Origin of the sequence: Pseudomonas extremorientalis (assembly GCF_024584605.1) — a bacterium.
Lineage (GTDB): Bacteria > Pseudomonadota > Gammaproteobacteria > Pseudomonadales > Pseudomonadaceae > Aquipseudomonas > Aquipseudomonas extremorientalis.
The window spans coordinates 4,569,796-4,594,393 of sequence record NZ_CP089519.1 but is presented as its reverse complement, the minus strand read 5'-3'; the positions used below and the strand labels follow the sequence as shown (position 1 = coordinate 4,594,393).

Below are 24,598 nucleotides of genomic sequence, written 5' to 3'. Positions count from 1 at the left end.
ATGGCCAACAGCCGCGCCGCGCGCCTGGCTCCGGTGGTGGACATGGCCGAAAAGGCCGAGAAAACCGCCGTGCAGCGCCTGGGTTACTTCCAGGGGCAAGTCCGCCTGGCGGAAAGCAAGCTGGGCGACCTGGAGCGTTTTCGCGGCGAGTACCAGCAGCAATGGATCGAGCGCGGCAGCAAGGGCGTGTCCGGCCAATGGCTGATGGGTTACCAGGGCTTTCTCAACCAGTTGGAAACCGCCGTCGGCCAGCAGCGCCAAAGCCTGGCGTGGCACCAGAACAACCTCGACAAGGCGCGTGAGAGCTGGCAGGCCGCGTTTGCCCGGGTCGAAGGTCTGCGCAAGCTGGTGCAGCGCTATATCGACGAAGCGCGGGCGCTTGAAGACAAGCGCGAGCAGAAGCTGCTCGACGAGCTGTCCCAGCGCTTGCCGCGCAAAGACGTCTATTGAAGGTTGCCCACATCCCCTGCACCTGCTAAACCTTGTGTCATTGCCAATGACAAGGAAGCAGTCACATGTCAGTCGAGTCAGAAGTATCCCTGGATGGGAATAAGTTGACGATCGCGGTCAAGGGCCGGTTTGATTTCGGCAGCCATCAAGCGTTTCGTGACGCCTACGAGCGTTTCTACAAGGTGCCCACTACCTACGTCGTGGACTTGAAAGAGACGACCTACCTCGACAGCTCCGCCCTCGGCATGCTGTTGCTGCTGCGCGATCATGCCGGCGATGACGCCGATATCCGGGTGATCAACAGCAATTCGGATGTGCGCAAGATCCTTGGTATCTCCAACTTCGACAAACTGTTCGACATCAGTTGAGCGTCCTGGCCCCGGTCCTTGAGCCGCTGACGATCCTGATCGCCGAAGACAGCGCCGCCGACCTGCTGTTGCTGTCGACCATCATCCGACGCCAGGGCCACCAGGTGCTCACGGCCACCAACGGTGCTGAAGCGGTCGCGGTGTTTACCCGTGAGAGACCGCAGTTGGTGTTGATGGATGCGCTGATGCCGGTGATGGACGGTTTTGAGGCGGCGCGTCGGATCAAGCAATTGGCGGGTGAAGAGCTGGTGCCGCTGATTTTCCTCACCTCCCTGCGCGAGAGCGAAGCGCTGGCCCAGTGCCTGGATGCCGGTGGTGATGACTTCCTGCCCAAGCCCTACAACCAGCTGATTCTCGCGGCGAAGATCAATGCCATGGACCGCCTGCGTCGGTTGCAGGCAACGGTCTTGCAGCAACGCGACCTGATCGCCAAACACCACGATTACCTCCTGCATGAGCAGCGGGTGGCCAAGGCGGTGTTCGACAAGGTTGCCCATTCCGGTTGTATCAACGCCGCGCCGAATATTCGCTACCTGCAATCGCCCTACGCGTTGTTCAACGGCGATTTGCTGTTGGCTGCCTACACCCCGTCCGGCGACATGCACGTGCTGCTCGGTGACTTCACCGGCCATGGCCTGCCGGCGGCGGTGGGGGCCATGCCCCTGGCAGAAGTGTTCTACGGCATGACCGCCAAGGGCTACGGCCTGGCACAGACCCTGCGGGAGATGAACGCCAAGCTCAAGCGCATCCTGCCGGTGGACATGTTCTGCTGCGCCACCCTGTTGTGCCTGAGCACGCAGCGGCGGGTGGTGGAGGTGTGGAACGGCGGCATGCCCGAAGGCTATGTGCATGAAATCGCCACGGGTAAACGCACGCCACTGGAGTCGCGGCATTTGCCGTTGGGTGTGCTGTCGGCGCAAGCCTTTGATGATCGCACCGAGGTCTGGCCCATGGCCCTGGGTGACCGGGTGTTCCTGTTGTCCGATGGCGTGCTGGATACCGCTGACGCCAATGAGCAGCTGTTTGGCGCTGAACGTTTGCAGCAGGTGTTCGCCGCCAACCGCGAGCCTGATCGGCTGTTTGAAGATATCGAACAGGCGCTGGCGGCCTTCCGAGGCAAAGCGCGGGATGACGTGAGCATGGTGGAGATCACCCTGCAAGTCGACCAGCAACTGCGTGCGAGCGGACCGTTGTATGCCGACAGTGGGCAGTCTTGTCCGCTGGATTGGTCGGTGAGTTTCGAATTCCGTGCAGAGACCTTGAAGCGTTACAACCCATTGCCGTACCTGCTGCAACTGCTGCTGGAGATCCACGGCCTGCGCGAGCAGAGCGGGGCGCTGTACAGCGTGATGGCGGAGCTGTATTCCAATGCGCTGGAGCATGGCGTGCTGGGCCTGGATTCACGGCTCAAGCGTGACGCCCAGGGGTTTGCCGAGTATTACCGTCTGCGTAATGACCGCCTGGCACAACTCAACAGCGGCTATATACGGGTGCATGTGCAGGTGGTACCGACGGAGGCGGGTGGCAGGATGACCCTGCGCGTCGAGGACAGCGGCCCCGGTTTCGATGTGGAACAGGTGCTGGCGCGGCCGTTGGATATCGACCGTCTGTCCGGCCGGGGCTTGAGCCTGGTGCGCCAATTGAGCAGCGATGTACGCTGGTCGGATGGCGGGCGCAGTGTCTGCGTGGAGTTTTCCTGGGAGGCTCTGGCATAATCCGCCGATTCTTGATCAAGGAGCGAGCAAGTGGTTGATCTACATCTGGACCCGGAGGTGCTGTCGGGTTTGCAGGAAGTCATGGAAGGCGAGTATCCCAAGTTGCTTGATACCTTTCTTGATGATTCCCAGAAGCGCGTCGAAGCGCTGCGCAAGGCCAGGGATGATGCGAAGGCGTTGGGGCGGATTGCGCATAGTTTCAAGGGCAGCAGTGGGAACCTTGGGGCGGTGAGGTTGGCGCAGTTGTGTCAGCGGTTGGAGGTTGAGTCCGTTGGGCCTGTGGTTGGGGATCTGGGGGAGTTGGTGGATCAGATTGATCGGGAGTTTGCGTTGGTGAAGCCTTTGTATGAGTCGGAGCGGCAGCGGTTTCAGATGTGATTGAGTACATATCCGTTTTTTATGTAACGGCGGCTTAGGGTTCCGCCCTTACGGCGGGTCACTTTTGGAAAGGCCCAAAAGTAACCAAAAGGCCTTCGCCCCAACACTCGGCACCTCGCCTAGGCTCAGTGTTCCCTCAAGCCTGCGTTCGGCCAGCGTGTTTGACGGGGCGCCGAAGATCAAAAGCAAGAGCGACTCGCTGCGCATCGTAGATACGTTTTTTGTTCTGTGTAACCGACTTACTGTGGCGAGCGGGCTTGCCCCGCGTTGGGCTGCGAAGCAGCCCTAGAACCAGTGAGCGCGCCGCGTTTATCCTGGCTTCCCGCGTTATGGTTAACGACCTTCGCGGGCAAGCCCTGCTCCTACAGGGGAGCGCGTACGCTTCAACGATTCGGTCGGCTATTCGGCCGCCGCGCTTTGCTTTTGATTTTGATCTTAGGCGGCCCCCCAAATCACTGTCGGATTACGGGCACACCGAGCCTAGGCGAGGTGCCGAGTGTTGGGGCAAGAGCCCTTTGCTTACTTTGGGGCTTTTCCAAAGTGAGCCGCCGTAAGGGCGGAACCCTAAGTGGCCGTTACCTAAAAAACGGATATGTACTCAATAAAACCAACCGCCCCCAAACCTGGCCCAACTCTTGCTCTACCTCTCAATACTGCATCCCCGACCCCCATGCAGTGGAGACCTTTACCTATGCCAGTCGCCCCGAATTCGCTCCTTCAGGCTGCCCCCGCGGCCAAGCCTCAAGCGCCCTCTGCCAACCCATCGGCAGTGGCTGCGGACCCACGGGACAAGGGCCCTGGCTTCGCTCAAGTGTTTGCCAGCCAGGCGTCCAAGCCCACGGTCAAGACCGACGACAGCTCGGCCAAACCCACCGCAACCAAGTCGTCCGATGCCAGCGCCAAGCCTGCAGCGGGCAATGACAAGCCTGCCGCCAGCACGCCAGCCGTTGCCGATAGCGGCAATACCTTGCCTGCCACGCCGCCGGCCAAAACCGACGACAGCGCGAGCAAGGATGACGACGCGCCAGCCGACCCTGCCTTGGTGCAGCAACCTCCGGCTGACCCGGTGGTCGACCCGGCACTGATTGCCACCGTCACCCCGGTAGCCGTGCCGGTGCCGGTTGAAACACCTGCGCCCGCGACCACGACCAAGGATGACAAGGCTCAGCCGGTGGTTGCTGCGCCGGTCGCAGCGACCGAGGAAGCCAAGCCGGCTTTCGATCCTGAAGCAGATCCCCTGGATGCCATGCCCGCCGTGCGCCTGGCGATGGAGCAGGGCGGTCACGTATCGGCCAGCAGCCAGGCCCAGGCAAAAACCGCTCCGGCACCGACTCAGGATCAACCCACTGCCGCACAGAATTTCGCCGCCGGCCTGGCCAATATGGTCGACCAGCAAGCCACCAAGGACAGCACCGACCAGGGTGGCGACAAGGCCTTCAGCGGGTTGATCGAAGACGGTCTCAAGGACCTGAAGAACGCCAGCAGCGACACCCGTGTCGATGACTTCGCCAACCGCCTCGCCGCGTTGACCCAGGCGGCCACGCCGAAAACCGCCAACGCCTTGCCACCGGTGACCAATGCGCCATTGGCCATGCACCAGAGCGGCTGGACCGATGAAATCGTCAACCGGGTGATGTACCTGTCCAGCGCCAACCTCAAGTCGGCGGAGATCCAGTTGCAACCCGCTGAGCTTGGCCGCCTGGATATCAAGGTCAACATGACCGCCGACCAACAGGCCCAGGTCAACTTCATGAGCGCCCACCCGGTGGTACGTGAAGCGTTGGAAAGCCAGTCCGGGCGCTTGCGGGAGATGTTTGCCCAGCAGGGCATGGGCCAGGTGGACGTGAACGTGTCGGACCAGTCCCGTGGGCAGGAGCAACAACAGCAGCAGGCCCAGACCCGTGGTGTGAGCGGTAGCGGCGGGCGCGGTGGTGACAATGGCGACAGCGGCAACCACCTTGATGTGGCTGAAGCCGTGACGCCGGTCACCTCAACCGTAATCGGCTCCAGTGCGGTCGACTACTACGCGTGATCCGGACGAAATGTGGGAGGGGGCTTGCCCCCATGAGGGTGTTTCAGCTGAAACATGGGTGACTGATACACCGCTATCGGGGGCAAGCCCCCTCCCACAATTTGATTTGCTGCGCCCGTACCTCCTCGACTTCCAGACAACTCTGGCATAACACTTGCTCTTGCCTCTCCGTAGATCTATGAATCCCCGAATAGTGACGGATTATTGGCATGGCGAAGAGCGAAGACGCAGCAAAAGCACCCGCAGGCAAAGGCAAGCTCAAGCTTATCCTGTTGATAGTCCTGGGCCTGCTCCTGGCTATCGGCGCCTCGGTGGGTGGCACCTGGTACATCATGCACAGCAGTGCCAGCAAGCCGGCACCCGCCGCCGAAACCGCCACTAACGTCAAGCAACCGGCAATCTTCGAGCCGATGCTTCCGGCCTTTGTCGCCAACTTCAATCAGAACGGTCGTCAACGCTACCTGCAGGTGAGCATCACCTTGCTGGCGCGTAACGCTTCGGACCTGGACGCCCTCAAGGTGCACATGCCCGTGATCCGCAACAACCTCGTCATGCTGTTCTCCAGCCAGAGCTTCGACACACTCGCCACCCCGGTGGGCCAGGAAATGCTGCGCCAGAAAGTCACGGCCAGCGTGCAGGAAGTGGCCCAGAAGGAGCTCGGCAAAGTCGTGGTCGAGCAGGCGCTCTTCACTAACTTCGTATTGCAGTAGGATCACGACATGGCCGTGCAAGACCTGCTGTCCCAGGATGAAATCGACGCGCTGCTGCATGGCGTCGACGATGGTCTGGTACAGACCGAAATGGCTGCCGAGCCCGGCAGCGTCAAAAGTTATGACCTCACCAGCCAGGATCGCATCGTCCGTGGACGCATGCCGACCCTGGAGATGATCAACGAACGTTTTGCCCGCTATACCCGCATCAGCATGTTCAACATGCTGCGTCGTTCGGCGGACGTGGCGGTGGGCGGCGTGCAGGTGATGAAGTTCGGCGAGTACGTGCACTCGCTGTACGTGCCCACCAGCCTCAACCTGGTCAAGATCAAGCCACTGCGCGGCACCGCGCTGTTCATCCTCGACGCCAAGCTGGTGTTCAAGCTGGTGGACAACTTCTTCGGCGGCGACGGCCGCCATGCCAAGATCGAAGGCCGTGAGTTCACCCCCACCGAGTTGCGGGTGGTGCGCATGGTGCTGGAGCAGGCCTTCATCGATTTGAAGGAAGCCTGGCAGGCGATCATGGAAGTCAACTTCGAGTACATCAACTCCGAAGTGAACCCGGCCATGGCCAACATCGTCGGCCCCAGCGAAGCCATTGTGGTGTCGACCTTCCACATCGAACTCGATGGTGGTGGCGGCGACCTGCACGTGACCATGCCGTACTCGATGATCGAACCGGTGCGCGAGATGCTCGACGCCGGTTTCCAGTCCGACCTGGACGACCAGGACGAACGTTGGGTCAAGGCCTTGCGCGAGGACCTGCTGGACGTCGACGTACCGTTGAGCGCCACCGTGGCCCGTCGGCAACTGCGCCTGCGCGATATTTTGCACATGCAGCCGGGGGATATCATCCCCGTCGAACTGCCGGAAGAAATGATCATGCGCGCCAACGGCGTGCCGTCATTCAAGGTCAAGCTCGGTTCCCACAAGGGCAACCTGGCGCTGCAGGTGGTCGAGCCGATCACCCGTCGTTGATGCACCCCTATTTATGAATGTTTGCTCCGCCGAGGACATGTAATGGCTACCGAACACGAAAACACTTCCGCCGAAGACCAGGCCCTGGCTGACGAATGGGCGGCTGCCCTGGAAGAAACCGGCGATGTTGGCCAGGACGATATCGACGCGTTGCTGGCCGCTGACGCCGCCACCGCTCCGGCCGGCAACCGCCTGCCCATGGAAGAATTCGGCAGCGTGCCGAAAAACAACGAGCCGGTGTCCCTCGATGGCCCGAACCTGGATGTGATCCTCGACATTCCGGTGTCGATTTCCATGGAAGTCGGCAGCACCGAAATCAACATCCGCAACTTGCTGCAACTCAACCAGGGTTCGGTGATCGAGCTTGACCGCCTGGCCGGCGAGCCGCTGGACGTGCTGGTCAACGGCACCCTGATCGCCCACGGCGAAGTGGTGGTGGTCAACGAAAAGTTCGGCATCCGCCTGACCGACGTGATCAGCCCGAGCGAACGCATCAAGAAGTTGCGCTGATATGAAGTATTCGATGGCGGGACTGTTTCTGGCGCTGCCATTGAGCGCCCTCGCGGCTGAGCCGGCCGCGCAAGCGACGGCGGCGGCCGCACCGGTGGTGAGCAGCGGTATCGGCGGACAATTGACCCAGCTGGTGCTGGGCCTGTTGCTGGTGGTCGGGCTGATTTTCGTGCTGGCCTGGCTGATGCGCCGCGTGCAGCGCGTAGGGCCGGGCAACGGCCAGGTGATCGAGATGATCGGTTCGCGCGCCCTCGGCCCGCGTGATCGGCTGGTGCTGGTGCAGGTGGGCGAGGAACAGATCCTGCTGGGTATCACCCCCGGCCGCATCACCCCGTTGCACGTGCTCAAGACCCCGGTGAGCGTGGATCAGGGCCAGTCCGCCACGCCAGAATTCGCCCAGCGCCTGATGGAGTTGCTGGGCAAGGATCAGAAGGATAAGAAGTAATGCGCGTTTTATTGACGCTCATGCTGTTGCTGGCCGCGCCATTGGCGTTCGGCGCCGATCCGTTGTCGATCCCGGCCATTACGCTGGGGACCAACGCGGCGGGCGCGCAGGAGTATTCGGTCAGCCTGCAGATCCTGCTGATCATGACCGCGCTGAGCTTTATCCCGGCGTTTGTCATGCTGATGACCAGCTTCACGCGGATCATCATCGTGTTCTCGATCCTGCGCCAGGCACTGGGCCTGCAGCAGACGCCGTCGAACCAGATCCTCACCGGCATGGCCCTGTTCCTGACGCTGTTCATCATGGCGCCGGTGTTCGACAAGGTAAACCAGCAAGCCTTGCAACCCTACCTGGCGGAGAAAATGACCGCCCAGGATGCGATCGACAAGGCCCAGGGTCCGATCAAGGATTTCATGCTGTCGCAGACCCGCTCCAGCGACCTTGAGTTGTTCATGCGCCTGTCCAAGCGCACCGACATCGCCACCCCGGACCAGGCGCCGCTGACCATCCTGGTGCCGGCGTTCGTCACGTCGGAGTTGAAGACCGCGTTCCAGATCGGCTTCATGATCTTTATCCCGTTCCTGATCATCGACCTGGTGGTGGCGAGCGTACTGATGGCCATGGGTATGATGATGCTGTCGCCACTGATCATCTCGCTGCCGTTCAAGATCATGCTGTTTGTGCTGGTGGACGGCTGGGCGCTGATTATCGGCACCCTGGCCGGCAGTTTCGGCGGGGTATAGCGCGATGACGCCAGAAGTCGCCGTCGACCTGTTCCGTGAAGCATTGTGGCTGACCACCGTGATGGTCGCCGTGCTGGTGGTGCCGAGCCTGTTGGTCGGCCTGCTGGTGGCGATGTTCCAGGCGGCGACCCAGATCAACGAACAGACCTTGAGCTTCCTGCCGCGCCTGCTGGTGATGCTGGTCACCCTGATCGTGGCCGGCCCGTGGCTGGTGCAGACCTTCATGGAATATATCCTGCAGTTGTACGGCAGTATTCCGCAGTTGATCGGCTGACCCGATGCAGTCCTTGCTGGCGTTGACCGACACCCAGATCAGCACCTGGGTGGCGTCTTTCATCCTGCCGCTGTTCCGGGTCACGGCCATGCTCATGGCCATGCCGGTGTTCGGCACCACACTCGTCCCACGGCGCGTGCGCCTGTACTTTGCGGTGGCGATTACCGTGGTGATCGTGCCCGGGCTGCCGCCGATGCCGCCGGTCAATGCCATCGACCTCAGTGCGTTGCTGCTGATTGCCGAGCAGATCCTGATCGGCGCGCTGATGGGCTTTTCCCTGACGCTGTTCTTCCAGGCCTTTGTGATCGCCGGGCAAATCATCTCGATCCAGATGGGCATGGGCTTCGCCTCTATGGTCGACCCTACCAACGGTGTGTCGGCGGCGGTGATCGGGCAATTCCTGACCATGCTGGTGACCTTGCTGTTCCTGGCCATGAACGGCCACCTGGTGGCCTTTGAGGTGATGACCGAAAGCTTTATCACCTTGCCGGTGGGGTCTGGGCTGGTGGTCAATCACTTCTGGGAGGTGGTCGGGCGGCTCGGCTGGGTATTGGGGGCTTCGCTGTTGCTGGTGTTGCCGGCAATCACCGCGTTGCTGGTGGTCAACATCGCCTTTGGGGTGATGACCCGTGCGGCGCCGCAATTGAACATCTTCTCGATTGGTTTCCCGTTGACCCTGGTATTGGGCATGGGGATTTTCTGGATCGGCCTGGCCGACATTCTCAATCAGTATCAACCGCTGGCGACCGACGCCTTGCAGTTCTTACGTGATCTGGCACGGGCGCGCTGAGCCATGGCTGAGAGCGAGAGTGGTCAGGACAAAACAGAAGACCCCACGGAGAAACGTAAAAAGGACTCCCGGGAAAAGGGTGAGATTGCCCGCTCAAAAGAGCTCAATACCGTCGCCACCATGATGGCCGGTGCCGGCGCGTTGCTCATCTACGGCGGCGGCCTGGCGCTGGACCTGATGGAGTTGATGAAACACAACTTCGCCTTGCCTCGCGAGGTGCTGCTCAATCCCGACGCCATGGGCCGGTACCTGTTGCATTCGGGCAAGATCGCGATCCTGGCGGTGCAGCCGATTCTGATCACCTTGCTGCTCGCCGCACTGATCGGCCCGGTCGCCTTGGGCGGCTGGCTGTTCGCTGCCGGCAGCATGGCGCCCAAGTTCAGCCGCATGAACCCTGGCGCCGGGCTCAAGCGCATGTTCTCCACCAAGGCCCTGGTGGAGCTACTCAAGGCACTGGCCAAGTTCATCCTGATCCTGTTCGTGGCGCTGATGGTGCTGTCGTCCGACATTGATGACCTGCTGCTCATTGCCCATGAACCGCTGGAATCGGCGATCATCCACAGCGTGCAGGTGGTGGGCTGGAGTGCGCTGTGGATGGCGGCCGGGCTGATCATCATCGCGGCGGTGGATGCGCCGATCCAGTTGTGGGAAAGCCACAAGAAACTGTTGATGACCAAACAGGAAGTGCGCGACGAGCACAAGGACCAGGAAGGGCGCCCCGAGGTCAAGCAACGCATCCGCCAACTGCAGCGCGAGATGTCCCAGCGCAAGATGATGGCCTCGGTGCCCGACGCCGATGTGGTCATCACCAACCCGACCCACTATGCCGTCGCCCTCAAATACGACCCGGAGAAGGGCGGCGCGCCGATGCTGCTGGCCAAGGGCAGCGACTTTACCGCCTTGAAGATCCGCGAGATTGCGGTGGCCAACGACATCCTGTTGCTGGAGTCGCCGGAGCTGGCGCGGTCGATTTTCTACTCCACCGACCTCGACCAGGAGATTCCCGCCGGGTTGTACCTGGCGGTGGCTCAGGTGCTGGCGTATGTCTATCAGATTCGCCAATACCGCGCCGGCAAAGGCAAGCGCCCGGATCCGCTCAAGGATTTGCCGATTCCGCCGGATTTGCGCCGCGATTCCTGACGTACTCCCGCTCTGCCTACCACTCATCGATAACTGTCGTCTACCTGTCAGACTTCACAGTAGCCAAAGCGCGCTGCTCGCGGTTCTATTGCCCTATGCACTGCGCGCAGGCTGTAAACGAGATGCAGGGAGAGTGGTTTTGAATCGGGTTATCAGAGGCATCGTCAAATCCTATAACCGGAAAACTGGAAAGGGTTTGATTGTCGTGGATGGCGAGGCCGTTCCGGTGGATCTCATTGGTTCGCGGGACGTCCGGCTTGCGGTGGGGGTGCAGGTGGTCTTTCAGAAGATCCATCGACCTGACGGCGTTTTTGCGTCCGATGTCAGGGTCATCCAGCAAGTCCTTGAGTGAGATGTCAGGAGAACGGCAATGGCAACAGGTACGGTGAAGTGGTTTAACGCGGAGAAGGGGTTTGGGTTTATCAAGCCGGACGACAATAGCTCGGATGTTTTTGTCCATTTTTCGGCTATCCAGACAGAGGGTTTCAAAAGCCTGACAGAGAATCAAAAAGTCGAATACGGCATCACTCAAGGTCCAAAAGGTCCGCAGGCCGATAACGTCAAGCCCTTGTAGTTTCGTCCTCACTGATCGTTTCAAGGAGTTGCCCGAGAGCGATCTGCCCTCTAAAGCAAAAGTTGGAAGGCTTCTTGCAATACCGCCTCCAGGACGCCCAGCCGCGTCAAAACTTTGCTTCAAAGGACACGAGGAATACTGGTGGATCGCTCTCAAATGCTCGGCACGGCACGCAGCACCCTGACTGACCTCTCGCGGGGCAATCTGGGTGTGCCGTTGTTGTTGCTGGTGATGCTGGCAATGATGATGTTGCCGATGCCGCCGTTCCTGCTCGACGTGTTCTTTACCTTCAACATTGCCCTGTCCGTCGTGGTGCTGCTGGTCTGCGTGTATGCCTTGCGGCCGCTGGATTTCGCGGTGTTCCCGACCATCCTGCTGGTGGCGACCTTGTTGCGCCTGGCGCTCAACGTGGCGTCCACCCGCGTGGTGATGCTCCACGGTCAGGACGGCCATGCCGCCGCCGGCAAGGTGATCCAGGCCTTCGGCGAGGTGGTGATCGGCGGTAACTACGTGGTGGGTATCGTGGTGTTCGCGATCCTGATGATCATCAACTTCGTGGTGGTGACCAAGGGCGCCGGGCGGATTTCCGAGGTGAGCGCGCGGTTTACCCTCGACGCCATGCCCGGCAAACAAATGGCGATCGACGCCGACCTCAACGCCGGCCTGATCGACCAGAACCAGGCCAAGACACGCCGCCTGGAAGTGGCACAGGAAGCCGAGTTCTACGGCTCCATGGACGGTGCCAGCAAATTCGTGCGCGGTGACGCCATCGCCGGCCTGCTGATTCTGTTCATCAACCTCATCGGCGGCATGGCCGTCGGTATCTTCCAACACGGCATGACCTTCGGCGATGCGGGCAAGGTCTACGCCTTGCTGACCATCGGTGACGGTTTAGTGGCGCAATTGCCATCACTGTTGTTATCCACAGCAGCGGCGATCATGGTGACCCGTGCTTCGGGCTCCGAAGACATGGGCAAGCAGATCAGCCGGCAGATGTTCGCCTCGCCCAAGGCCCTGGCCGTGGCGGCGGGCATCATGGCGATCATGGGCATCGTGCCGGGCATGCCCCACGTATCGTTCCTGACCATGGCGGCCCTGGCCGGCGGTGCGGCCTACCTGTTCTGGAAAAAGCAGAATGCGGTCAAGGTCCAGGCCCAGCAGGAGATTGCACGCCAGCAGGAACTGCTGCCATCCCCGGCCCGCGCCCAGGAAACCAAGGAGCTGGGCTGGGATGACGTGACCCCGATCGACATGATCGGCCTGGAAGTCGGCTACCGCCTCATTCCGCTGGTGGACCGCAACCAGGGTGGTCAATTGCTCGCGCGGATCAAGGGCGTGCGCAAGAAGCTGTCCCAGGACCTGGGCTTCCTGATGCCCACCGTGCATATCCGCGACAACCTTGACCTGGCGCCCAGCGCCTACCGCCTGACCCTGATGGGCGTGATCCTGGCGGAAGCCGAGATCTACCCGGACCGCGAGCTGGCAATCAACCCGGGGCAGGTGTTCGGCAGCCTCAACGGCATTACCGCCAAAGATCCGGCTTTTGGCCTGGACGCGGTATGGATCGAAATCAGTCAGCGCAGCCAGGCGCAGTCCCTGGGTTACACCGTGGTGGACGCCAGCACCGTGGTCGCCACCCACCTCAACCAGATCCTGTACAAGCACTCCCACGAGCTGATCGGCCACGAAGAAGTCCAGCAATTGATGGGTTTGCTCGGCAAAGCCTCGCCAAAACTCGCCGAAGAGCTGGTGCCGGGCATTCTGTCGCTGTCCCAGTTGCTCAAGGTATTGCAGGCGTTGCTGGCCGAACAGGTGCCGGTGCGCGACATTCGCAGCATTGCCGAGGCTATCGCCAACAATGCCGCCAAGAGTCAAGATACTGCCGCGCTGGTGGCTGCGGTGCGCGTCGGATTGTCGCGTGCAATCGTGCAAAGCATTGTAGGGCTTGACTCCGAGCTGCCTGTGATCACCTTGGAACCCAGGTTGGAACAAATATTGCTCAATAGTATTCAGAAGGCAGGACAAGGCCAGGAAGAGGGCGTTCTGCTGGAGCCAAGCATGGCCGAGAAGCTGCAGCGTTCGTTGATCGACGCCGCGCAACGCCAGGAAATGCAAGGCCAACCGGTGATCCTGCTGGTGGCAGGCCCGGTCCGGGCGATGTTGTCGCGGTTTGGGCGCCTGGCAGTACCGAATTTGCACGTTTTGGCTTATCAGGAAATTCCTGACAACAAGCAAGTGACTATCGTCGCGACAGTAGGGCCCAACGGCTGAGGGTAGTGGGTTATGCAAGTGAAGCGTTTTTTCGCCGCCGATATGCGTCAGGCCATGAAACTGGTTCGTGATGAGCTGGGCGCCGACGCCGCGATTATCGGCAACCGTCGTATTGCCGGCGGTGTCGAGCTGACGGCTGCCCTGGATTACACCCCTTCGGCCCTGGCGCCGCGCGTGCCGAACATGGAGCTCGAAGACGAGCTGCGCAAGACCGCTTCGCGCATCGTCTCGGCCCAGGCTGAACTGAGCATGCGTGGCGACAGCGATGCCACCACCAATCGTCAGTTGTTCGCTGGCCTGCCGCTGACCGCCGCCGAGCCATTGGTTGAGCCGACCTTCAAAGAGCCGCCGCGTCCTGCTGCGCCAGCCCCGGCAGCGGCGGTTGACCAGCGCGTGTTCGATTCGATGCGCTTTGAACTCAACGGTTTGCGTGAACTGCTCGAAGTGCAGTTGGGCTCGCTGGCCTGGAACCAGTTGCAAGGCAGCAAACCGCAACAGGCCAACCTGTGGCGCCGCCTGCAACGCATCGGCCTGTCCGGCCCATTGTCCCGCGACCTGCTGGCCCTGACCACCGAGATCGAAGAGCCTCGCCAGGCCTGGCGCATGTTGCTGGCCCATCTGGCGCGGATGATTGCCACCCCGGAAATCGAACCTCTGGAAGAGGGCGGTGTGATCGCCATGGTCGGCCCTGCCGGCATGGGCAAGACCACCACCCTGGCCAAGCTGGCCGCCCGTTACGTGCTCAAGTACGGCGCTCAGAATATCGCGCTGGTGAGCATGGACAGCTACCGTATTGGTGCCCAGGAGCAGCTCAAGACCCTGGGCCGCATTCTCAATGTGCCGGTGACCCATGTCGACCCGGGCCAGTCCCTGGCCAACGCCCTCGACCCGCTGCTGCGCAAGCGCGTGGTGCTGATTGATACCGCCGGCCTGCAAGCCAGCGACCCGGCCTTGCGCATGCAGTTGGAAAGCCTGGCCGGGCGTGGCATCAAGTCGAAAAATTACCTGGTGCTTGCAACCACCAGCCAGAAACAGGTTCTTACCGCTGCGTATCATAGTTACAAGCGCTGCGGCCTGGCCGGTTGCATCCTCACCAAGCTCGACGAAACCGCGAGCCTGGGCGAGGTGCTGAGCCTGGCCATCAGTCATGAATTGCCGGTCGCCTACCTGACCGACGGGCCGCGGATTCCGGATGATCTGCATCTGCCGCGCCGTCATCAGTTGGTCAGCCGTGCAGTCAGCGTGCAAATGCAAGACGAGCCTAGCGAGGAAGCGATGGCCGATATGTTCGCCGACCTCTACCACAACCCGGCGAAGCGGGTAGGTTGAGGACGGTATGAACACCGTGAAAAGTATCTACATCGATGGTCTGCAAGCGATTCACGCGGCCAAGCCATGTAGCCTGCGTCTAAGCAAGACAAGGTAAAGAAATAAAATGGGCAGCATGCATCCCGTACAGGTGATCGCGGTGACCGGCGGCAAAGGTGGCGTCGGAAAAACTAACGTGTCAGTGAATTTGTCCCTGGCCCTGGCAGAGCTTGGCCGTCGCGTCATGCTGCTGGATGCTGACCTGGGGTTGGCGAACGTCGACGTTCTGCTGGGGCTGACGCCCAAGCACACCCTTGCCGATGTGATCGAGGGCCGTTGTGAGCTGCGCGATGTGCTGCTGCAAGGGCCCGGTGGCATCCGCATCGTCCCGGCCGCCTCCGGCACCCAGAGCATGGTGCACCTGAGCCCGGCGCAGCATGCCGGCCTGATCCAGGCCTTCAGTGACATCGGCGACAACCTCGACGTGCTGGTGATCGACACCGCCGCCGGGATCGGCGAATCCGTGGTCAGCTTCGTGCGCGCCGCGCAGGAAGTGTTGCTGGTGGTCTGCGATGAACCCACCTCGATCACCGACGCCTACGCCCTGATCAAACTGCTTAACCGTGATTACGGCATGAACCGCTTCCGCGTCCTGGCCAACATGGCCCAGAGTCCGCAGGAAGGGCGCAACCTGTTCGCCAAGTTGACCAAGGTCACGGATCGTTTCCTCGATGTCGCCTTACAATACGTCGGCGCAGTTCCCTACGACGAGTGTGTGCGCAAGGCTGTGCAAAAGCAGCGTGCAGTCTACGAAGCATTCCCTCGTTCCAAGTGTGCATTGGCGTTCAAGGCTATTGCCCAGAAGGTCGATACCTGGCCGTTGCCCGCCAACCCCCGGGGGCATCTGGAGTTTTTCGTCGAGCGATTGGTGCATCAGACGAGCGCAGGACCCGTGCTATGACAGCGACCGGCTACAACGCTTACAAGAAGTCTGCCCGTGACAGCCAGGGCGAGTTGATCGAGCGCTACGCGCCCCTGGTCAAGCGCATTGCCTATCACCTGCTGGCACGCCTGCCCGCCAGCGTGCAGGTCGAAGACCTGATCCAGGCGGGCATGATCGGCCTGCTCGAAGTGTCGACCAAATACGACGCGAGCAAGGGGGCGAGTTTCGAGACGTATGCGGGCATCCGCATCCGTGGCGCGATGCTCGATGAAGTGCGCAAAGGTGACTGGGCGCCGCGTTCGGTACACCGCAACACACGCATGGTCAGTGACGCAATTCGCGCAATTGAAGCAAAAACCGGTCGCGACGCTAAAGATCACGAAGTTGCGGCCGAACTCCAATTGAGTCTCGACGATTACTACGGGATTTTGAACGATACCTTGGGCAGCCGCCTGTTCAGTTTCGACGACCTGTTGCAGGACGGCGAACATGAAGGGCTGCACGAGGACGGCGCGAGTGCTCATATGGAGCCATCGCGTGACCTGGAAGATGAGCGTTTCCAGGGAGCGTTGGCGGACGCGATTGCCAATTTGCCGGAGCGTGAGCGGCTGGTGTTGGCGCTGTACTACGACGAAGAGCTGAACCTCAAGGAAATCGGTGAGGTCCTGGGTGTCAGCGAATCGCGGGTCAGCCAGTTGCACAGCCAGTGCGCAGCCCGCTTGCGGGGGCGTTTGGGAGAGTGGCGAGCGCGCTGAACAGGCAGTGTGGGGACACTGCAGACGATACCGCGAGGGCAACCGGCCTTCGCGGGTTCGACCCGTGGTGCCCCCGGCAGTCCTTTTTGTGTAATGCCTGTTGATTGAAATGGCGCGTCCAGGTGCTGGGCGCGTTTAAGACTGCTTGGAGGTCGAATTGGACAAGAACATGAAAATCCTCATCGTTGATGACTTCTCAACGATGCGGCGGATCATAAAAAACCTGTTGCGTGACCTTGGGTTCACAAACACGGTCGAGGCGGATGACGGCATTACGGCCATTCCGATCCTCAACAGCGGGAGCATCGACTTTCTGGTAACGGACTGGAACATGCCGGGCATGACCGGTATCGACTTGCTGCGCCACGTGCGCGCTGACGAAAAGCTGCGCAGCCTGCCTGTGCTGATGGTCACCGCCGAAGCCAAGCGTGAGCAGATCATCGAAGCCGCCCAGGCCGGGGTCAACGGTTACGTGGTCAAGCCATTCACGGCATTGGCCTTGAAAGAGAAGATCGAAAAAATCTTCGAACGCATCCACGGCTAATGCCATCGCGGGGGAGCTATGGAGCATAAAGAAACGTCACAGGGAGACTTCGAGTCGACCCTGAAAAAGCATGCTCACCAGTTGGTCGACAGCCTTGAAAGAGGCCAGTTCGGCGACGCGGTGCAGTTAATCCATGAGCTCAACCAGACCCGTGACCGCGGCCTGTACCAGGAAGTGGGCAAGCTCACACGCGAGCTGCACAGTGCGATCGTCAATTTCCAGATTGACCCGCACATGCCCCAGGCCGAAGAAATCTCGCAAATCACCGATGCCACCGAACGCCTGTCCTATGTGGTCAGGCTGACTGAGGCGGCGGCCAACCGCACCATGGACCTGGTGGAAAACGCCACGCCCCTGGTCAACGGCATGGCCACTGAGGCCCAGGCCCTGAGCCACGACTGGGGCCGCTTTATGCGCCGGGAAGTGGGGGCCGAGGAGTTTCGCGAGTTGGCGCGTCGGGTCGACGGTTTCCTGTCACGCAGCGAGCAGGAAAACCGTACGGTTTCCAGCAACCTCAACGACATTCTGCTGGCCCAGGATTACCAGGACCTCACCGGTCAGGTGATCAAGCGTGTGACCCAGTTGGTCACCGAAGTGGAAAGCAACTTGCTCAAATTGGTGCTTATGGCAGGCCAGGTTGACCGTTTCGCCGGCATCGAACATGACCGCGAAGCGATCCTCTCGGAAAAAGATCCACAAAAACATCTCGCCAAGGGTGAAGGTCCGCAGATTCATGCCGATAAACGTGAAGACGTTGTATCGGGTCAAGATGATGTCGATGACCTGTTATCCAGTTTAGGCTTCTAAGGAGCACCCACATGAGCTTCGGCGCCGATGAAGAAATCCTTCAGGATTTCCTTGTAGAGGCCGGCGAAATTTTAGAGCAGTTGTCCGAGCAACTGGTCGAGCTGGAAAGCCGACCGGATGATGCGAACCTGCTCAATGCAATTTTTCGCGGTTTTCACACTGTAAAAGGGGGCGCCGGCTTCCTCCAGCTCCATGAGCTGGTGGAGTGCTGCCACATCGCCGAGAACGTGTTCGACATCCTGCGCAAGGGTGAGCGTCACGTTGATTCGGAGTTGATGGACGTGATTCTCGAAGCACTGGATGCGGTCAACGGCATGTTCAGCGAGGTGCGTGAGCGTGCCCCGATCACGGCGGCGACCCCGGAACTGCTGGCCGCCCTGGCGCGCTATGCGGAGCCTGCCGACACGTCGGCCGCACCGGTGGTTGAAGCCGCGCCGGAGCCTGTGGTTGAGGCCGAACCGGATGTGACCGACAGCGAGTTCGAGCAGCTGCTCAACTCCCTCAGTGCCGTCAAGGCCGAGGCGCAAGCACCGGCCGCGCCGGTCGCCGCACCGACCAGCGAAGACATCACCGACGCTGAGTTCGAATCGCTGCTCGACCAGTTGCATGGCAAAGGCCAGTTTGCGGCTGACGCCGTGGCACCCGCCGCTGCGGCTGCGGATGCACCGGCGGCCAGCGCCAGCACCGATATTACCGACGATGAGTTCGAGGCATTGCTCGACCAACTGCATGGCAAGGGCACCTTCGCGGCCGACGCCTTGCCGGAAGTCGCCGCCACGGCTGCGGCACCGGCTGCTGCCAGTGCCGCTCCTGCGGGCGATGGGCTGATCTCCGATCACGAGTTCGAATCCCTGCTGGACGAATTGCACGGCAAGGGCAAGTTCAGTGAAGTGGCCCCGGCCGCTGCGGTTGCGACAGCTGCACCGGCCGCCGCCAAGGCCGCTGCGCCTGCTCCAGCCGCCAAGCCAGCACCGGCTCCGGCCGCCGCACCTGCTCCGGCGCGCGCCGCCCCGGCACCGGCAGCCGAGAAGCCTGCCAGTGAAGCCGAGACCACCGTGCGGGTGGATACCGCGCGCCTGGACGACATCATGAACATGGTCGGCGAACTGGTACTGGTGCGTAACCGCCTGGTGCGCCTGGGCCTGAGCAGCGGCGATGAAGCCATGCAAAAGGCCGTGTCGAACCTCGACGTGGTGACCGCCGACCTGCAGACCGCCGTGATGAAAACGCGGATGCAGCCGATCAAGAAAGTCTTCGGGCGCTTCCCGCGCCTGGTTCGCGACCTCGCGCGTCAGCTGAAGAAAGAAATCAACCTGGAACTGGTGGGCGAAGAAACCGACCTCGACAAGAACCTGGTCGAGGCCCTGGCCGACCCGCTGGTCCACTTGGTGCGCAACGCCGTGGACCACGGCGTGGAAACCCCGGAAGAGCGCGAAGCCTCGGGCAAGTCGCGCAACGGCAAGGTGATCCTGGCCGCCGAGCAAGAGGGCGACCACATCCTGCTGTCGATCACTGACGACGGCAAAGGCATGGACCCGACCATATTGCGCAACATCGCGGTCAAGCGCGGCGTGATGGACAAGGACGCCGCCGACCGCCTGACCGACACCGAGTGCTACAACCTGATCTTCGCCCCGGGCTTCTCGACCAAGACCGAGATTTCCGACGTGTCCGGCCGTGGCGTCGGCATGGACGTGGTGAAGACCAAGATCAGCCAGCTCAACGGCTCGATCAACATCTACTCGACCAAGGGCCAGGGCTCCAAGATCGTCATCAAGGTGCCGTTGACCCTGGCGATCATGCCGACCCTGATGGTGATGCTGGGCAACCAGGCGTTCGCCTTCCCGCTGGTCAACGTCAACGAAATCTTCCACCTCGACCTGTCGCGCACCAACGTGGTGGACGGCCAGGAAGTGGTGATCGTGCGCGACAAGGCATTGCCCCTGTTCTACCTCAAGCGCTGGCTGGTGGCATCGGCCAAGCATGAAGAGCAGCGCGAAGGCCATGTGGTGATTCTCTCCGTGGGCACCCAGCGCATCGGCTTTGTCGTCGACCAACTGGTTGGCCAGGAAGAAGTGGTCATCAAGCCTTTGGGCAAGATGCTGCAGGGAACCCCGGGCATGTCGGGTGCGACCATCACCGGTGACGGTCGGATCGCGCTGATTCTCGATGTTCCGAGCATGCTCAAGCGTTACGCCGCTCGGCGTATTTGATTCTGGTGGGGCAGGGCGGTAGTGCCCGCCCCGCCTAACGGAGTGTTTATGGCAGTCAAGGTCCTGGTGGTGGACGATTCGGGTTTCTTCCGCCGCCGCGTCTCGGAAATTCTTTCCGCCGATCCAACGATCCAGGTGGTCGGCACGGCCACCAACGGCAAAGAGGCGATTGATCAAGCCATTGCGTTGAAACCGGACGTGATCACCATGGACTACGAGATGCCGATGATGGATGGCATCACGGCAGTCCGGCACATCATGCAACGCTGCCCGACCCCGGTCCTGATGTTTTCCTCGCTGACGCACGAAGGCGCCCGGGTCACCCTGGATGCGCTGGACGCCGGCGCGGTGGACTTCCTGCCGAAGAATTTCGAAGACATCTCGCGCAACCCCGAGAAGGTCAAGCAGATGCTCTGCGAGAAAGTGCACAGCATTTCGCGCAGTAACCGTCGCAGCCTGTTCAGCGCGCCTGCGCCAACCGCTGCGCCAGCACCGGCTCCAGCGGCACCGACATCGTCGTTTGCGCGCCCTGCGCCTGCGCCGGTGGCACGGCCTGCGGTGGCACCCGCTCGCACGGCGGCGCCTGCGTCTTCGCATTCGCCCGCACCCAAGCGCAAGGCCTACAAGCTGGTCGCCATCGGCACCTCCACCGGCGGCCCGGTTGCGCTGCAACGCGTGTTGACCCAATTGCCGGCCAACTTCCCGGCGCCGATCGTATTGATCCAGCACATGCCGGCGGCGTTCACCAAGGCTTTCGCCGAGCGCCTGGACAAGCTGTGCCGCATCAGCGTCAAGGAAGCCGAGGATGGCGACATCCTGCGCCCTGGCCTGGCGCTGCTGGCCCCCGGTGGCAAGCAGATGATGGTCGACGGCCGTGGCGCGATCAAAATCCTGCCGGGCGACGAACGTCTGAATTACAAGCCGTGCGTGGACATCACCTTCGGTTCGGCAGCCAAGTCCTACGGTGACAAAGTTCTGGCGGTGGTGCTCACCGGCATGGGCGCCGACGGCCGTGAAGGTGCGCGCCTGCTCAAGCAGGGCGGCAGTGCCATCTGGGCCCAGGACGAAGCCAGCTGCGTGATCTATGGCATGCCCATGGCCATCGTCAAGGCGGACCTGGCCGACGCCGTCTACAGCCTGGACGACATCGGCAAGCATCTGGTGGAGGCCTGCCTCTGATGGATGTACTGAGCCTGATCGGCATCATCATGGCGTTTGTCGCGATCATCGGCGGCAACTACCTCGAGGGCGGGCACCTCGGCGCCCTGGCCAACGGCCCGGCGGCGCTGATCGTGATCGGCGGCACCGTGGGCGCGGCGTTGTTGCAATCGCCCATGAGCTCGTTCAAGCGCGCCATGCAGATTCTGATATGGATCATTTTCCCGCCACGCGTGGACCTGCCCGGTGGCATCGACCGCGTGGTCAACTGGAGCCTCACCGCGCGCAAGGAAGGTCTGCTGGGCCTGGAAGGCGTGGCCGATGCCGAGCCCGACAGCTACGCGCGCAAAGGCCTGCAATTGCTGGTGGACGGTGCCGAGCCGGAAGCGATCCGCAGCATTCTGGAAGTGGATTTCTACACCCAGGAAAGCCGCGATATCAACGCCGCCAAAGTCTACGAAAGCATGGGCGGCTACGCGCCGACCATCGGCATCATCGGTGCGGTGATGGGCCTGATCCACGTGATGGGCAACCTGGCCGACCCCTCGCAACTGGGCAGCGGCATTGCCGTGGCGTTTGTCGCCACCATCTACGGCGTGGCCAGTGCCAACCTGGTGCTGTTACCGGTGGCCAGCAAACTCAAGTCGATTGCCATGCGCCAGTCGCGTTATCGCGAGATGCTGCTCGAAGGCATTCTGTCGATCGCCGAGGGCGAGAACCCGCGTTCCATCGAATTGAAGCTCCAGGGCTTCATGGATTGATGACCATGAGTATCTACTTGTGGCGAGCGAGCTTGCTCGCGTTGGGGCGCGAAGCGGCCCTGATCCAGGCACCGTGTTTTTTCAGAAAGATTGCGGTGCCGGGTTTTGGGGCTGCTCCGCAGCCCAACGCGAGCAAGCTCGCTCGCCACAATGAACCGGTTGGCAGTGAGTACTGTGTGCAGGGAGGTAATTGCCTGTGAGCCGTCGCCGTCGCGAGCCTGAAGAACACGTCAACCACGAGCGGTGGCTGGTGTCCTATGCGGACTTCATCACCCTGCTGTTCGCGTTTTTCGTGGTGATGTACTCCATCTCGTCGATCAACGAAGGCAAGTACAAAGTCATTTCCCAGGCGCTGATCGGCGTGTTCAACGATGCCGACCGTGCGCTCAAGCCGATCCCTATTGGTGAAGAACGGCCCAAGACCGTGACCCCGGCCAAGCCGCTGGTCAACGACAGCGATGAAACCGCCGCCGGCGTGGGCGGCACCAGCGACCCGCTGAAAAGCATCGCCGACGACATCAGTGCCGCGTTTGGCGACTTGATCAGCTCCAACCAGATGACGGTGCGCGGCAACGAGTTGTGGGTGGAGATCGAGTTGAACTCCAGCCTGCTGTTCGCCAGCGCCGATGCGATGCCCAGCGACCAGGCATTCACCATCATCGACAAAGTGGCGGCGATCCTCAAACCGTTCGAGAACCCGATCCACGTCGAAGGCTTCACTGACAACGTTCCGATCAGCACCGCGCAGTACCCGACCAACTGGGAGCTGTCGTCGGCACGAGCGGCGAGCATCGTCAGGATGCTGGCGATGCAGGGCGTCAACCCTGGACGCCTGGCGTCGGTGGGCTACGGTGAGTTCCAGCCGGTGGCCAACAACGCCACGGCGCAAGGCCGCGCGCGTAACCGTCGGGTGGTGCTGGTGGTCTCGCGCAACCTGGATGTGCGCCGCAGCCTGACCGGCACCGGCACCGCCAATGCAACACCGGATGCGGCCTTGAAGCGGGCTGGCACACAAACTGCACCGGCCCCGGTAAAACCGCCGGTTCGACAGAGTGCCGTCAATTCTCCGTCGCTGGCTCAATAACCCCATGCAATGTCTCGGTCGCGCCTGTGCCTGCCGGGAGGAACCAACCGAATGAGAGTCTGGGCAGTTGCCAATCAAAAAGGTGGAGTCGGCAAGACCACCACCTCCATCGCCTTAGCCGGCTTGCTGGCCGAGGCGGGCAAGCGTGTGGTCGTGGTGGACCTGGACCCTCACGGCTCCATGACCAGCTATTTCGGCTACGACCCGGATGCGCTGGAACACAGCAACTACGACCTGTTCCTGCACAAAGGCAGTGTGCCGGCCGATCTGCCCGGGCAACTGTTGTTGCCCACCAGTAACGAAAGCATTTCGCTGCTGCCGTCCAGCACCGCGCTGGCCACCCTGGAGCGCCAGTCGCCGGGGCAGAGCGGCCTGGGCCTGGTGATCGCCAAGACCCTGGCGCAACTGTGGCAGGACTTCGACTACGCGATCATCGACAGCCCGCCGTTGCTCGGCGTGCTGATGGTCAACGCCCTGGCGGCCAGCCAGCAACTGGTGATCCCGGTGCAGACCGAGCATTTGGCCGTCAAAGGCCTGGAGCGCATGGTCAGCACCCTGGCGATGATCAACCGCTCGCGCAAACAGGCGCTGCCGTTCAGTATCGTGCCGACCCTGTTCGACCGCCGCACCCAGGCGTCCCTCGGCACCCTGCGCGTATTGCGCGATGCCTACCCTGACACCATCTGGAACGGCTATATCCCGGTGGACACGCGCCTGCGTGACGCCAGCCGCGCCGGCCTGGCGCCGTCGCAGTTCGACCCGAAAAGCCGTGGCGTACTGGCCTACCGCGCGTTGCTCAAACACCTGCTGTCCCAGCAGCTTGTGGCGCAGGTGGCGTGATGAACCGTCCCGTCGAACTCAAGACCCGGCCGCAACTGGCACTGGAATCCTACCTGGATGCCCTGCTGCAGGACGCGACCGAGGAAGCCATGCCGGAACCGATCCTGGTACTGGAGCCTGCTGTCGAGCCAGAAGCCGCGCTGGATGAATTCCAGTTGGCGGTGTTGGAAGAACAAGCCCGGGATGCGCAGGTCGTGGTGCCGATTATGCCGGCCGTGGCGATCCCGGCAGTGGTCGAGCCGGTGGTGGAAGTGCACCTGCCGCCGAGCATCACACCGCCGCCGGTCACCGGTGATGATCGCCCGAGCTGGGCCGCCGAGCCGTTCGAATGCCTGTTGTTCGACGTCGCCGGCTTGACGCTGGCGGTGCCGCTGGTGTGCCTGGGCTCGATCTATTCCCTGGAAGGTCAGGAACTGACGCCGCTGTTCGGGCAGCCGGAGTGGTTCCTCGGCATCCTGCCGAGCCAGGCCGGCAACCTGAAGGTGCTGGATACCGCGCGCTGGGTCATGCCCGACCGCTACCGCGACGACTTCCGCCAGGGCTTACAATACGTGATCTCGGTGCAGGGCTACGAGTGGGGGCTGGCGGTGCATCAAGTCAGCCGCTCGTTGCGCCTGGACCCGAACGAAATCAAATGGCGCAGCCACCGGGGCCAACGGCCTTGGCTGGCGGGCACCGTGATCGAACACATGTGCGCGTTGCTCGACGTCGCCGAACTGGCCGAGTTGATCGCCAGTGGTGCCGTCAAAACGATGCCGGTTACTAAACGCAGTTGATTGAACAATAAGGTCCACGCTGGTGCGTGGC

At 61.7% G+C, this 24,598-nt stretch carries 27 protein-coding genes; all 27 read left to right on the top strand.

The genetic code is table 11. The annotated features are described in order from the left end of the window. The 27 genes from fliJ (at position 1) to LUU92_RS20465 (ending at position 24,567) form a co-directional block, all read left to right on the top strand. Entirely contained in the window at positions 1-450 is a 450-nt protein-coding gene (fliJ, locus tag LUU92_RS20595) for a flagellar export protein FliJ (RefSeq protein ID WP_071491280.1), read from the top strand. Between the two features lie 65 nt (positions 451-515). Continuing rightward, positions 516-818: an STAS domain-containing protein gene (locus tag LUU92_RS20590; protein ID WP_058424909.1), complete on the top strand. Its 303-nt coding sequence runs from the start codon at positions 516-518 to the stop codon at positions 816-818. Then, positions 815-2,533: an ATP-binding SpoIIE family protein phosphatase gene (locus tag LUU92_RS20585; protein WP_071491279.1), complete on the top strand. Its 1,719-nt coding sequence runs from the start codon at positions 815-817 to the stop codon at positions 2,531-2,533. Before LUU92_RS20590 ends, LUU92_RS20585 begins: the two co-directional genes overlap by 4 nt. Positions 2,534-2,563: 30 nt before the next feature. Further along, entirely contained in the window at positions 2,564-2,911 is a 348-nt protein-coding gene (locus tag LUU92_RS20580; RefSeq protein ID WP_071491278.1) for an Hpt domain-containing protein, read from the top strand. Positions 2,912-3,602: 691 nt separating this feature from the next. Next, complete coding sequence (locus LUU92_RS20575) at positions 3,603-4,943, top strand: flagellar hook-length control protein FliK (protein WP_222540180.1); 1,341 nt, start codon at positions 3,603-3,605, stop codon at positions 4,941-4,943. Positions 4,944-5,152: 209 nt separating this feature from the next. Next, on the top strand, positions 5,153-5,653 hold the full coding sequence (gene fliL / locus LUU92_RS20570; RefSeq protein WP_092243038.1) for a flagellar basal body-associated protein FliL: 501 nt from the start codon (positions 5,153-5,155) through the stop codon (positions 5,651-5,653). Positions 5,654-5,662: 9 nt separating this feature from the next. Further along, positions 5,663-6,631: a flagellar motor switch protein FliM gene (gene fliM, locus LUU92_RS20565; protein WP_071489822.1), complete on the top strand. Its 969-nt coding sequence runs from the start codon at positions 5,663-5,665 to the stop codon at positions 6,629-6,631. Between the two features lie 42 nt (positions 6,632-6,673). Further along, positions 6,674-7,141: a flagellar motor switch protein FliN gene (gene fliN / locus LUU92_RS20560; RefSeq protein WP_058427232.1), complete on the top strand. Its 468-nt coding sequence runs from the start codon at positions 6,674-6,676 to the stop codon at positions 7,139-7,141. A gap of 1 nt (position 7,142) precedes the next feature. After that, positions 7,143-7,586: a flagellar biosynthetic protein FliO gene (gene fliO, locus LUU92_RS20555; protein ID WP_071489821.1), complete on the top strand. Its 444-nt coding sequence runs from the start codon at positions 7,143-7,145 to the stop codon at positions 7,584-7,586. After that, a complete protein-coding gene (gene fliP, locus LUU92_RS20550) occupies positions 7,586-8,329 on the top strand; it encodes a flagellar type III secretion system pore protein FliP (protein ID WP_016976565.1) in 744 nt (247 codons plus the stop codon). The genes fliO and fliP overlap by 1 nt, the downstream gene beginning before the upstream one ends. A gap of 4 nt (positions 8,330-8,333) precedes the next feature. Next, the gene (gene fliQ / locus LUU92_RS20545; RefSeq protein WP_010208761.1) at positions 8,334-8,603 is read left to right on the top strand and encodes a flagellar biosynthesis protein FliQ; all 270 of its coding nucleotides are present in this window, start codon (positions 8,334-8,336) and stop codon (positions 8,601-8,603) included. Positions 8,604-8,607: 4 nt separating this feature from the next. Then, positions 8,608-9,393, top strand: coding sequence for a flagellar biosynthetic protein FliR (gene fliR, locus LUU92_RS20540; RefSeq protein ID WP_071489820.1), 786 nt, complete (start codon positions 8,608-8,610; stop codon positions 9,391-9,393). A gap of 3 nt (positions 9,394-9,396) precedes the next feature. Beyond that, positions 9,397-10,533: a flagellar biosynthesis protein FlhB gene (gene flhB / locus LUU92_RS20535; protein WP_071489819.1), complete on the top strand. Its 1,137-nt coding sequence runs from the start codon at positions 9,397-9,399 to the stop codon at positions 10,531-10,533. A 133-nt stretch (positions 10,534-10,666) separates the two neighbouring features. Continuing rightward, positions 10,667-10,885: a cold-shock protein gene (locus LUU92_RS20530; RefSeq protein ID WP_231999521.1), complete on the top strand. Its 219-nt coding sequence runs from the start codon at positions 10,667-10,669 to the stop codon at positions 10,883-10,885. An 18-nt stretch (positions 10,886-10,903) separates the two neighbouring features. Beyond that, positions 10,904-11,107 (top strand): cold-shock protein, encoded by a 204-nt coding sequence (locus LUU92_RS20525; protein ID WP_071489817.1) that lies wholly within the window; start codon positions 10,904-10,906, stop codon positions 11,105-11,107. A gap of 156 nt (positions 11,108-11,263) precedes the next feature. Beyond that, positions 11,264-13,378, top strand: a complete 2,115-nt coding sequence (flhA, locus tag LUU92_RS20520; RefSeq protein ID WP_219731804.1) for a flagellar biosynthesis protein FlhA — start codon at positions 11,264-11,266, stop codon at positions 13,376-13,378. Between the two features lie 12 nt (positions 13,379-13,390). Further along, positions 13,391-14,707, top strand: coding sequence for a flagellar biosynthesis GTPase FlhF (gene flhF, locus LUU92_RS20515; RefSeq protein WP_071489815.1), 1,317 nt, complete (start codon positions 13,391-13,393; stop codon positions 14,705-14,707). A gap of 106 nt (positions 14,708-14,813) precedes the next feature. After that, entirely contained in the window at positions 14,814-15,647 is an 834-nt protein-coding gene (gene fleN / locus LUU92_RS20510) for a flagellar synthesis regulator FleN (protein WP_003192912.1), read from the top strand. Next, the gene (gene fliA, locus LUU92_RS20505) at positions 15,644-16,384 is read left to right on the top strand and encodes an RNA polymerase sigma factor FliA (protein ID WP_016976604.1); all 741 of its coding nucleotides are present in this window, start codon (positions 15,644-15,646) and stop codon (positions 16,382-16,384) included. The genes fleN and fliA overlap by 4 nt, the downstream gene beginning before the upstream one ends. A gap of 169 nt (positions 16,385-16,553) precedes the next feature. Then, positions 16,554-16,928: a chemotaxis response regulator CheY gene (locus tag LUU92_RS20500; protein ID WP_015885173.1), complete on the top strand. Its 375-nt coding sequence runs from the start codon at positions 16,554-16,556 to the stop codon at positions 16,926-16,928. A gap of 18 nt (positions 16,929-16,946) precedes the next feature. Next, positions 16,947-17,735 carry a protein phosphatase CheZ gene (locus LUU92_RS20495; protein ID WP_058427225.1) on the top strand — a complete coding sequence of 263 codons (789 nt, stop codon included), beginning with the start codon at positions 16,947-16,949 and terminating at the stop codon, positions 17,733-17,735. Between the two features lie 11 nt (positions 17,736-17,746). After that, complete coding sequence (locus LUU92_RS20490) at positions 17,747-19,948, top strand: chemotaxis protein CheA (protein WP_071489814.1); 2,202 nt, start codon at positions 17,747-17,749, stop codon at positions 19,946-19,948. A gap of 48 nt (positions 19,949-19,996) precedes the next feature. Next, a complete protein-coding gene (locus LUU92_RS20485; protein WP_071489813.1) occupies positions 19,997-21,127 on the top strand; it encodes a protein-glutamate methylesterase/protein-glutamine glutaminase in 1,131 nt (376 codons plus the stop codon). Next, complete coding sequence (locus LUU92_RS20480) at positions 21,127-21,867, top strand: flagellar motor protein (protein ID WP_033900785.1); 741 nt, start codon at positions 21,127-21,129, stop codon at positions 21,865-21,867. Before LUU92_RS20485 ends, LUU92_RS20480 begins: the two co-directional genes overlap by 1 nt. A gap of 196 nt (positions 21,868-22,063) precedes the next feature. Next, complete coding sequence (gene motD / locus LUU92_RS20475) at positions 22,064-22,951, top strand: flagellar motor protein MotD (protein WP_071489811.1); 888 nt, start codon at positions 22,064-22,066, stop codon at positions 22,949-22,951. Between the two features lie 51 nt (positions 22,952-23,002). After that, positions 23,003-23,791, top strand: coding sequence for a ParA family protein (locus LUU92_RS20470; RefSeq protein WP_016976611.1), 789 nt, complete (start codon positions 23,003-23,005; stop codon positions 23,789-23,791). Continuing rightward, positions 23,791-24,567 (top strand): CheW domain-containing protein, encoded by a 777-nt coding sequence (locus LUU92_RS20465; protein ID WP_222540176.1) that lies wholly within the window; start codon positions 23,791-23,793, stop codon positions 24,565-24,567. The genes LUU92_RS20470 and LUU92_RS20465 overlap by 1 nt, the downstream gene beginning before the upstream one ends. Positions 24,568-24,598 lie beyond the last annotated feature (31 nt).

Excerpts from the sequence above, each read along its gene's own strand:
- fliJ (WP_071491280.1), top strand. The coding sequence starts at position 1 with ATGGCCAACAGCCGCGCCGCGCGCCTGGCTCCGGTGGTGGACATGGCC.
- LUU92_RS20590 (WP_058424909.1), top strand. The coding sequence starts at position 516 with ATGTCAGTCGAGTCAGAAGTATCCCTGGATGGGAATAAGTTGACGATC.
- LUU92_RS20575 (WP_222540180.1), top strand. The coding sequence starts at position 3,603 with ATGCCAGTCGCCCCGAATTCGCTCCTTCAGGCTGCCCCCGCGGCCAAG.
- fliL (WP_092243038.1), top strand. The coding sequence starts at position 5,153 with ATGGCGAAGAGCGAAGACGCAGCAAAAGCACCCGCAGGCAAAGGCAAG.
- fliM (WP_071489822.1), top strand. The coding sequence starts at position 5,663 with ATGGCCGTGCAAGACCTGCTGTCCCAGGATGAAATCGACGCGCTGCTG.
- fliN (WP_058427232.1), top strand. The coding sequence starts at position 6,674 with ATGGCTACCGAACACGAAAACACTTCCGCCGAAGACCAGGCCCTGGCT.
- fliO (WP_071489821.1), top strand. The coding sequence starts at position 7,143 with ATGAAGTATTCGATGGCGGGACTGTTTCTGGCGCTGCCATTGAGCGCC.
- fliP (WP_016976565.1), top strand. The coding sequence starts at position 7,586 with ATGCGCGTTTTATTGACGCTCATGCTGTTGCTGGCCGCGCCATTGGCG.
- fliQ (WP_010208761.1), top strand. The coding sequence starts at position 8,334 with ATGACGCCAGAAGTCGCCGTCGACCTGTTCCGTGAAGCATTGTGGCTG.
- fliR (WP_071489820.1), top strand. The coding sequence starts at position 8,608 with ATGCAGTCCTTGCTGGCGTTGACCGACACCCAGATCAGCACCTGGGTG.
- flhB (WP_071489819.1), top strand. The coding sequence starts at position 9,397 with ATGGCTGAGAGCGAGAGTGGTCAGGACAAAACAGAAGACCCCACGGAG.
- LUU92_RS20525 (WP_071489817.1), top strand. The coding sequence starts at position 10,904 with ATGGCAACAGGTACGGTGAAGTGGTTTAACGCGGAGAAGGGGTTTGGG.
- flhA (WP_219731804.1), top strand. The coding sequence starts at position 11,264 with ATGCTCGGCACGGCACGCAGCACCCTGACTGACCTCTCGCGGGGCAAT.
- flhF (WP_071489815.1), top strand. The coding sequence starts at position 13,391 with ATGCAAGTGAAGCGTTTTTTCGCCGCCGATATGCGTCAGGCCATGAAA.
- fleN (WP_003192912.1), top strand. The coding sequence starts at position 14,814 with ATGGGCAGCATGCATCCCGTACAGGTGATCGCGGTGACCGGCGGCAAA.
- fliA (WP_016976604.1), top strand. The coding sequence starts at position 15,644 with ATGACAGCGACCGGCTACAACGCTTACAAGAAGTCTGCCCGTGACAGC.
- LUU92_RS20500 (WP_015885173.1), top strand. The coding sequence starts at position 16,554 with ATGAAAATCCTCATCGTTGATGACTTCTCAACGATGCGGCGGATCATA.
- LUU92_RS20495 (WP_058427225.1), top strand. The coding sequence starts at position 16,947 with ATGGAGCATAAAGAAACGTCACAGGGAGACTTCGAGTCGACCCTGAAA.
- LUU92_RS20490 (WP_071489814.1), top strand. The coding sequence starts at position 17,747 with ATGAGCTTCGGCGCCGATGAAGAAATCCTTCAGGATTTCCTTGTAGAG.
- LUU92_RS20485 (WP_071489813.1), top strand. The coding sequence starts at position 19,997 with ATGGCAGTCAAGGTCCTGGTGGTGGACGATTCGGGTTTCTTCCGCCGC.
- LUU92_RS20480 (WP_033900785.1), top strand. The coding sequence starts at position 21,127 with ATGGATGTACTGAGCCTGATCGGCATCATCATGGCGTTTGTCGCGATC.
- LUU92_RS20470 (WP_016976611.1), top strand. The coding sequence starts at position 23,003 with ATGAGAGTCTGGGCAGTTGCCAATCAAAAAGGTGGAGTCGGCAAGACC.
- LUU92_RS20465 (WP_222540176.1), top strand. The coding sequence starts at position 23,791 with ATGAACCGTCCCGTCGAACTCAAGACCCGGCCGCAACTGGCACTGGAA.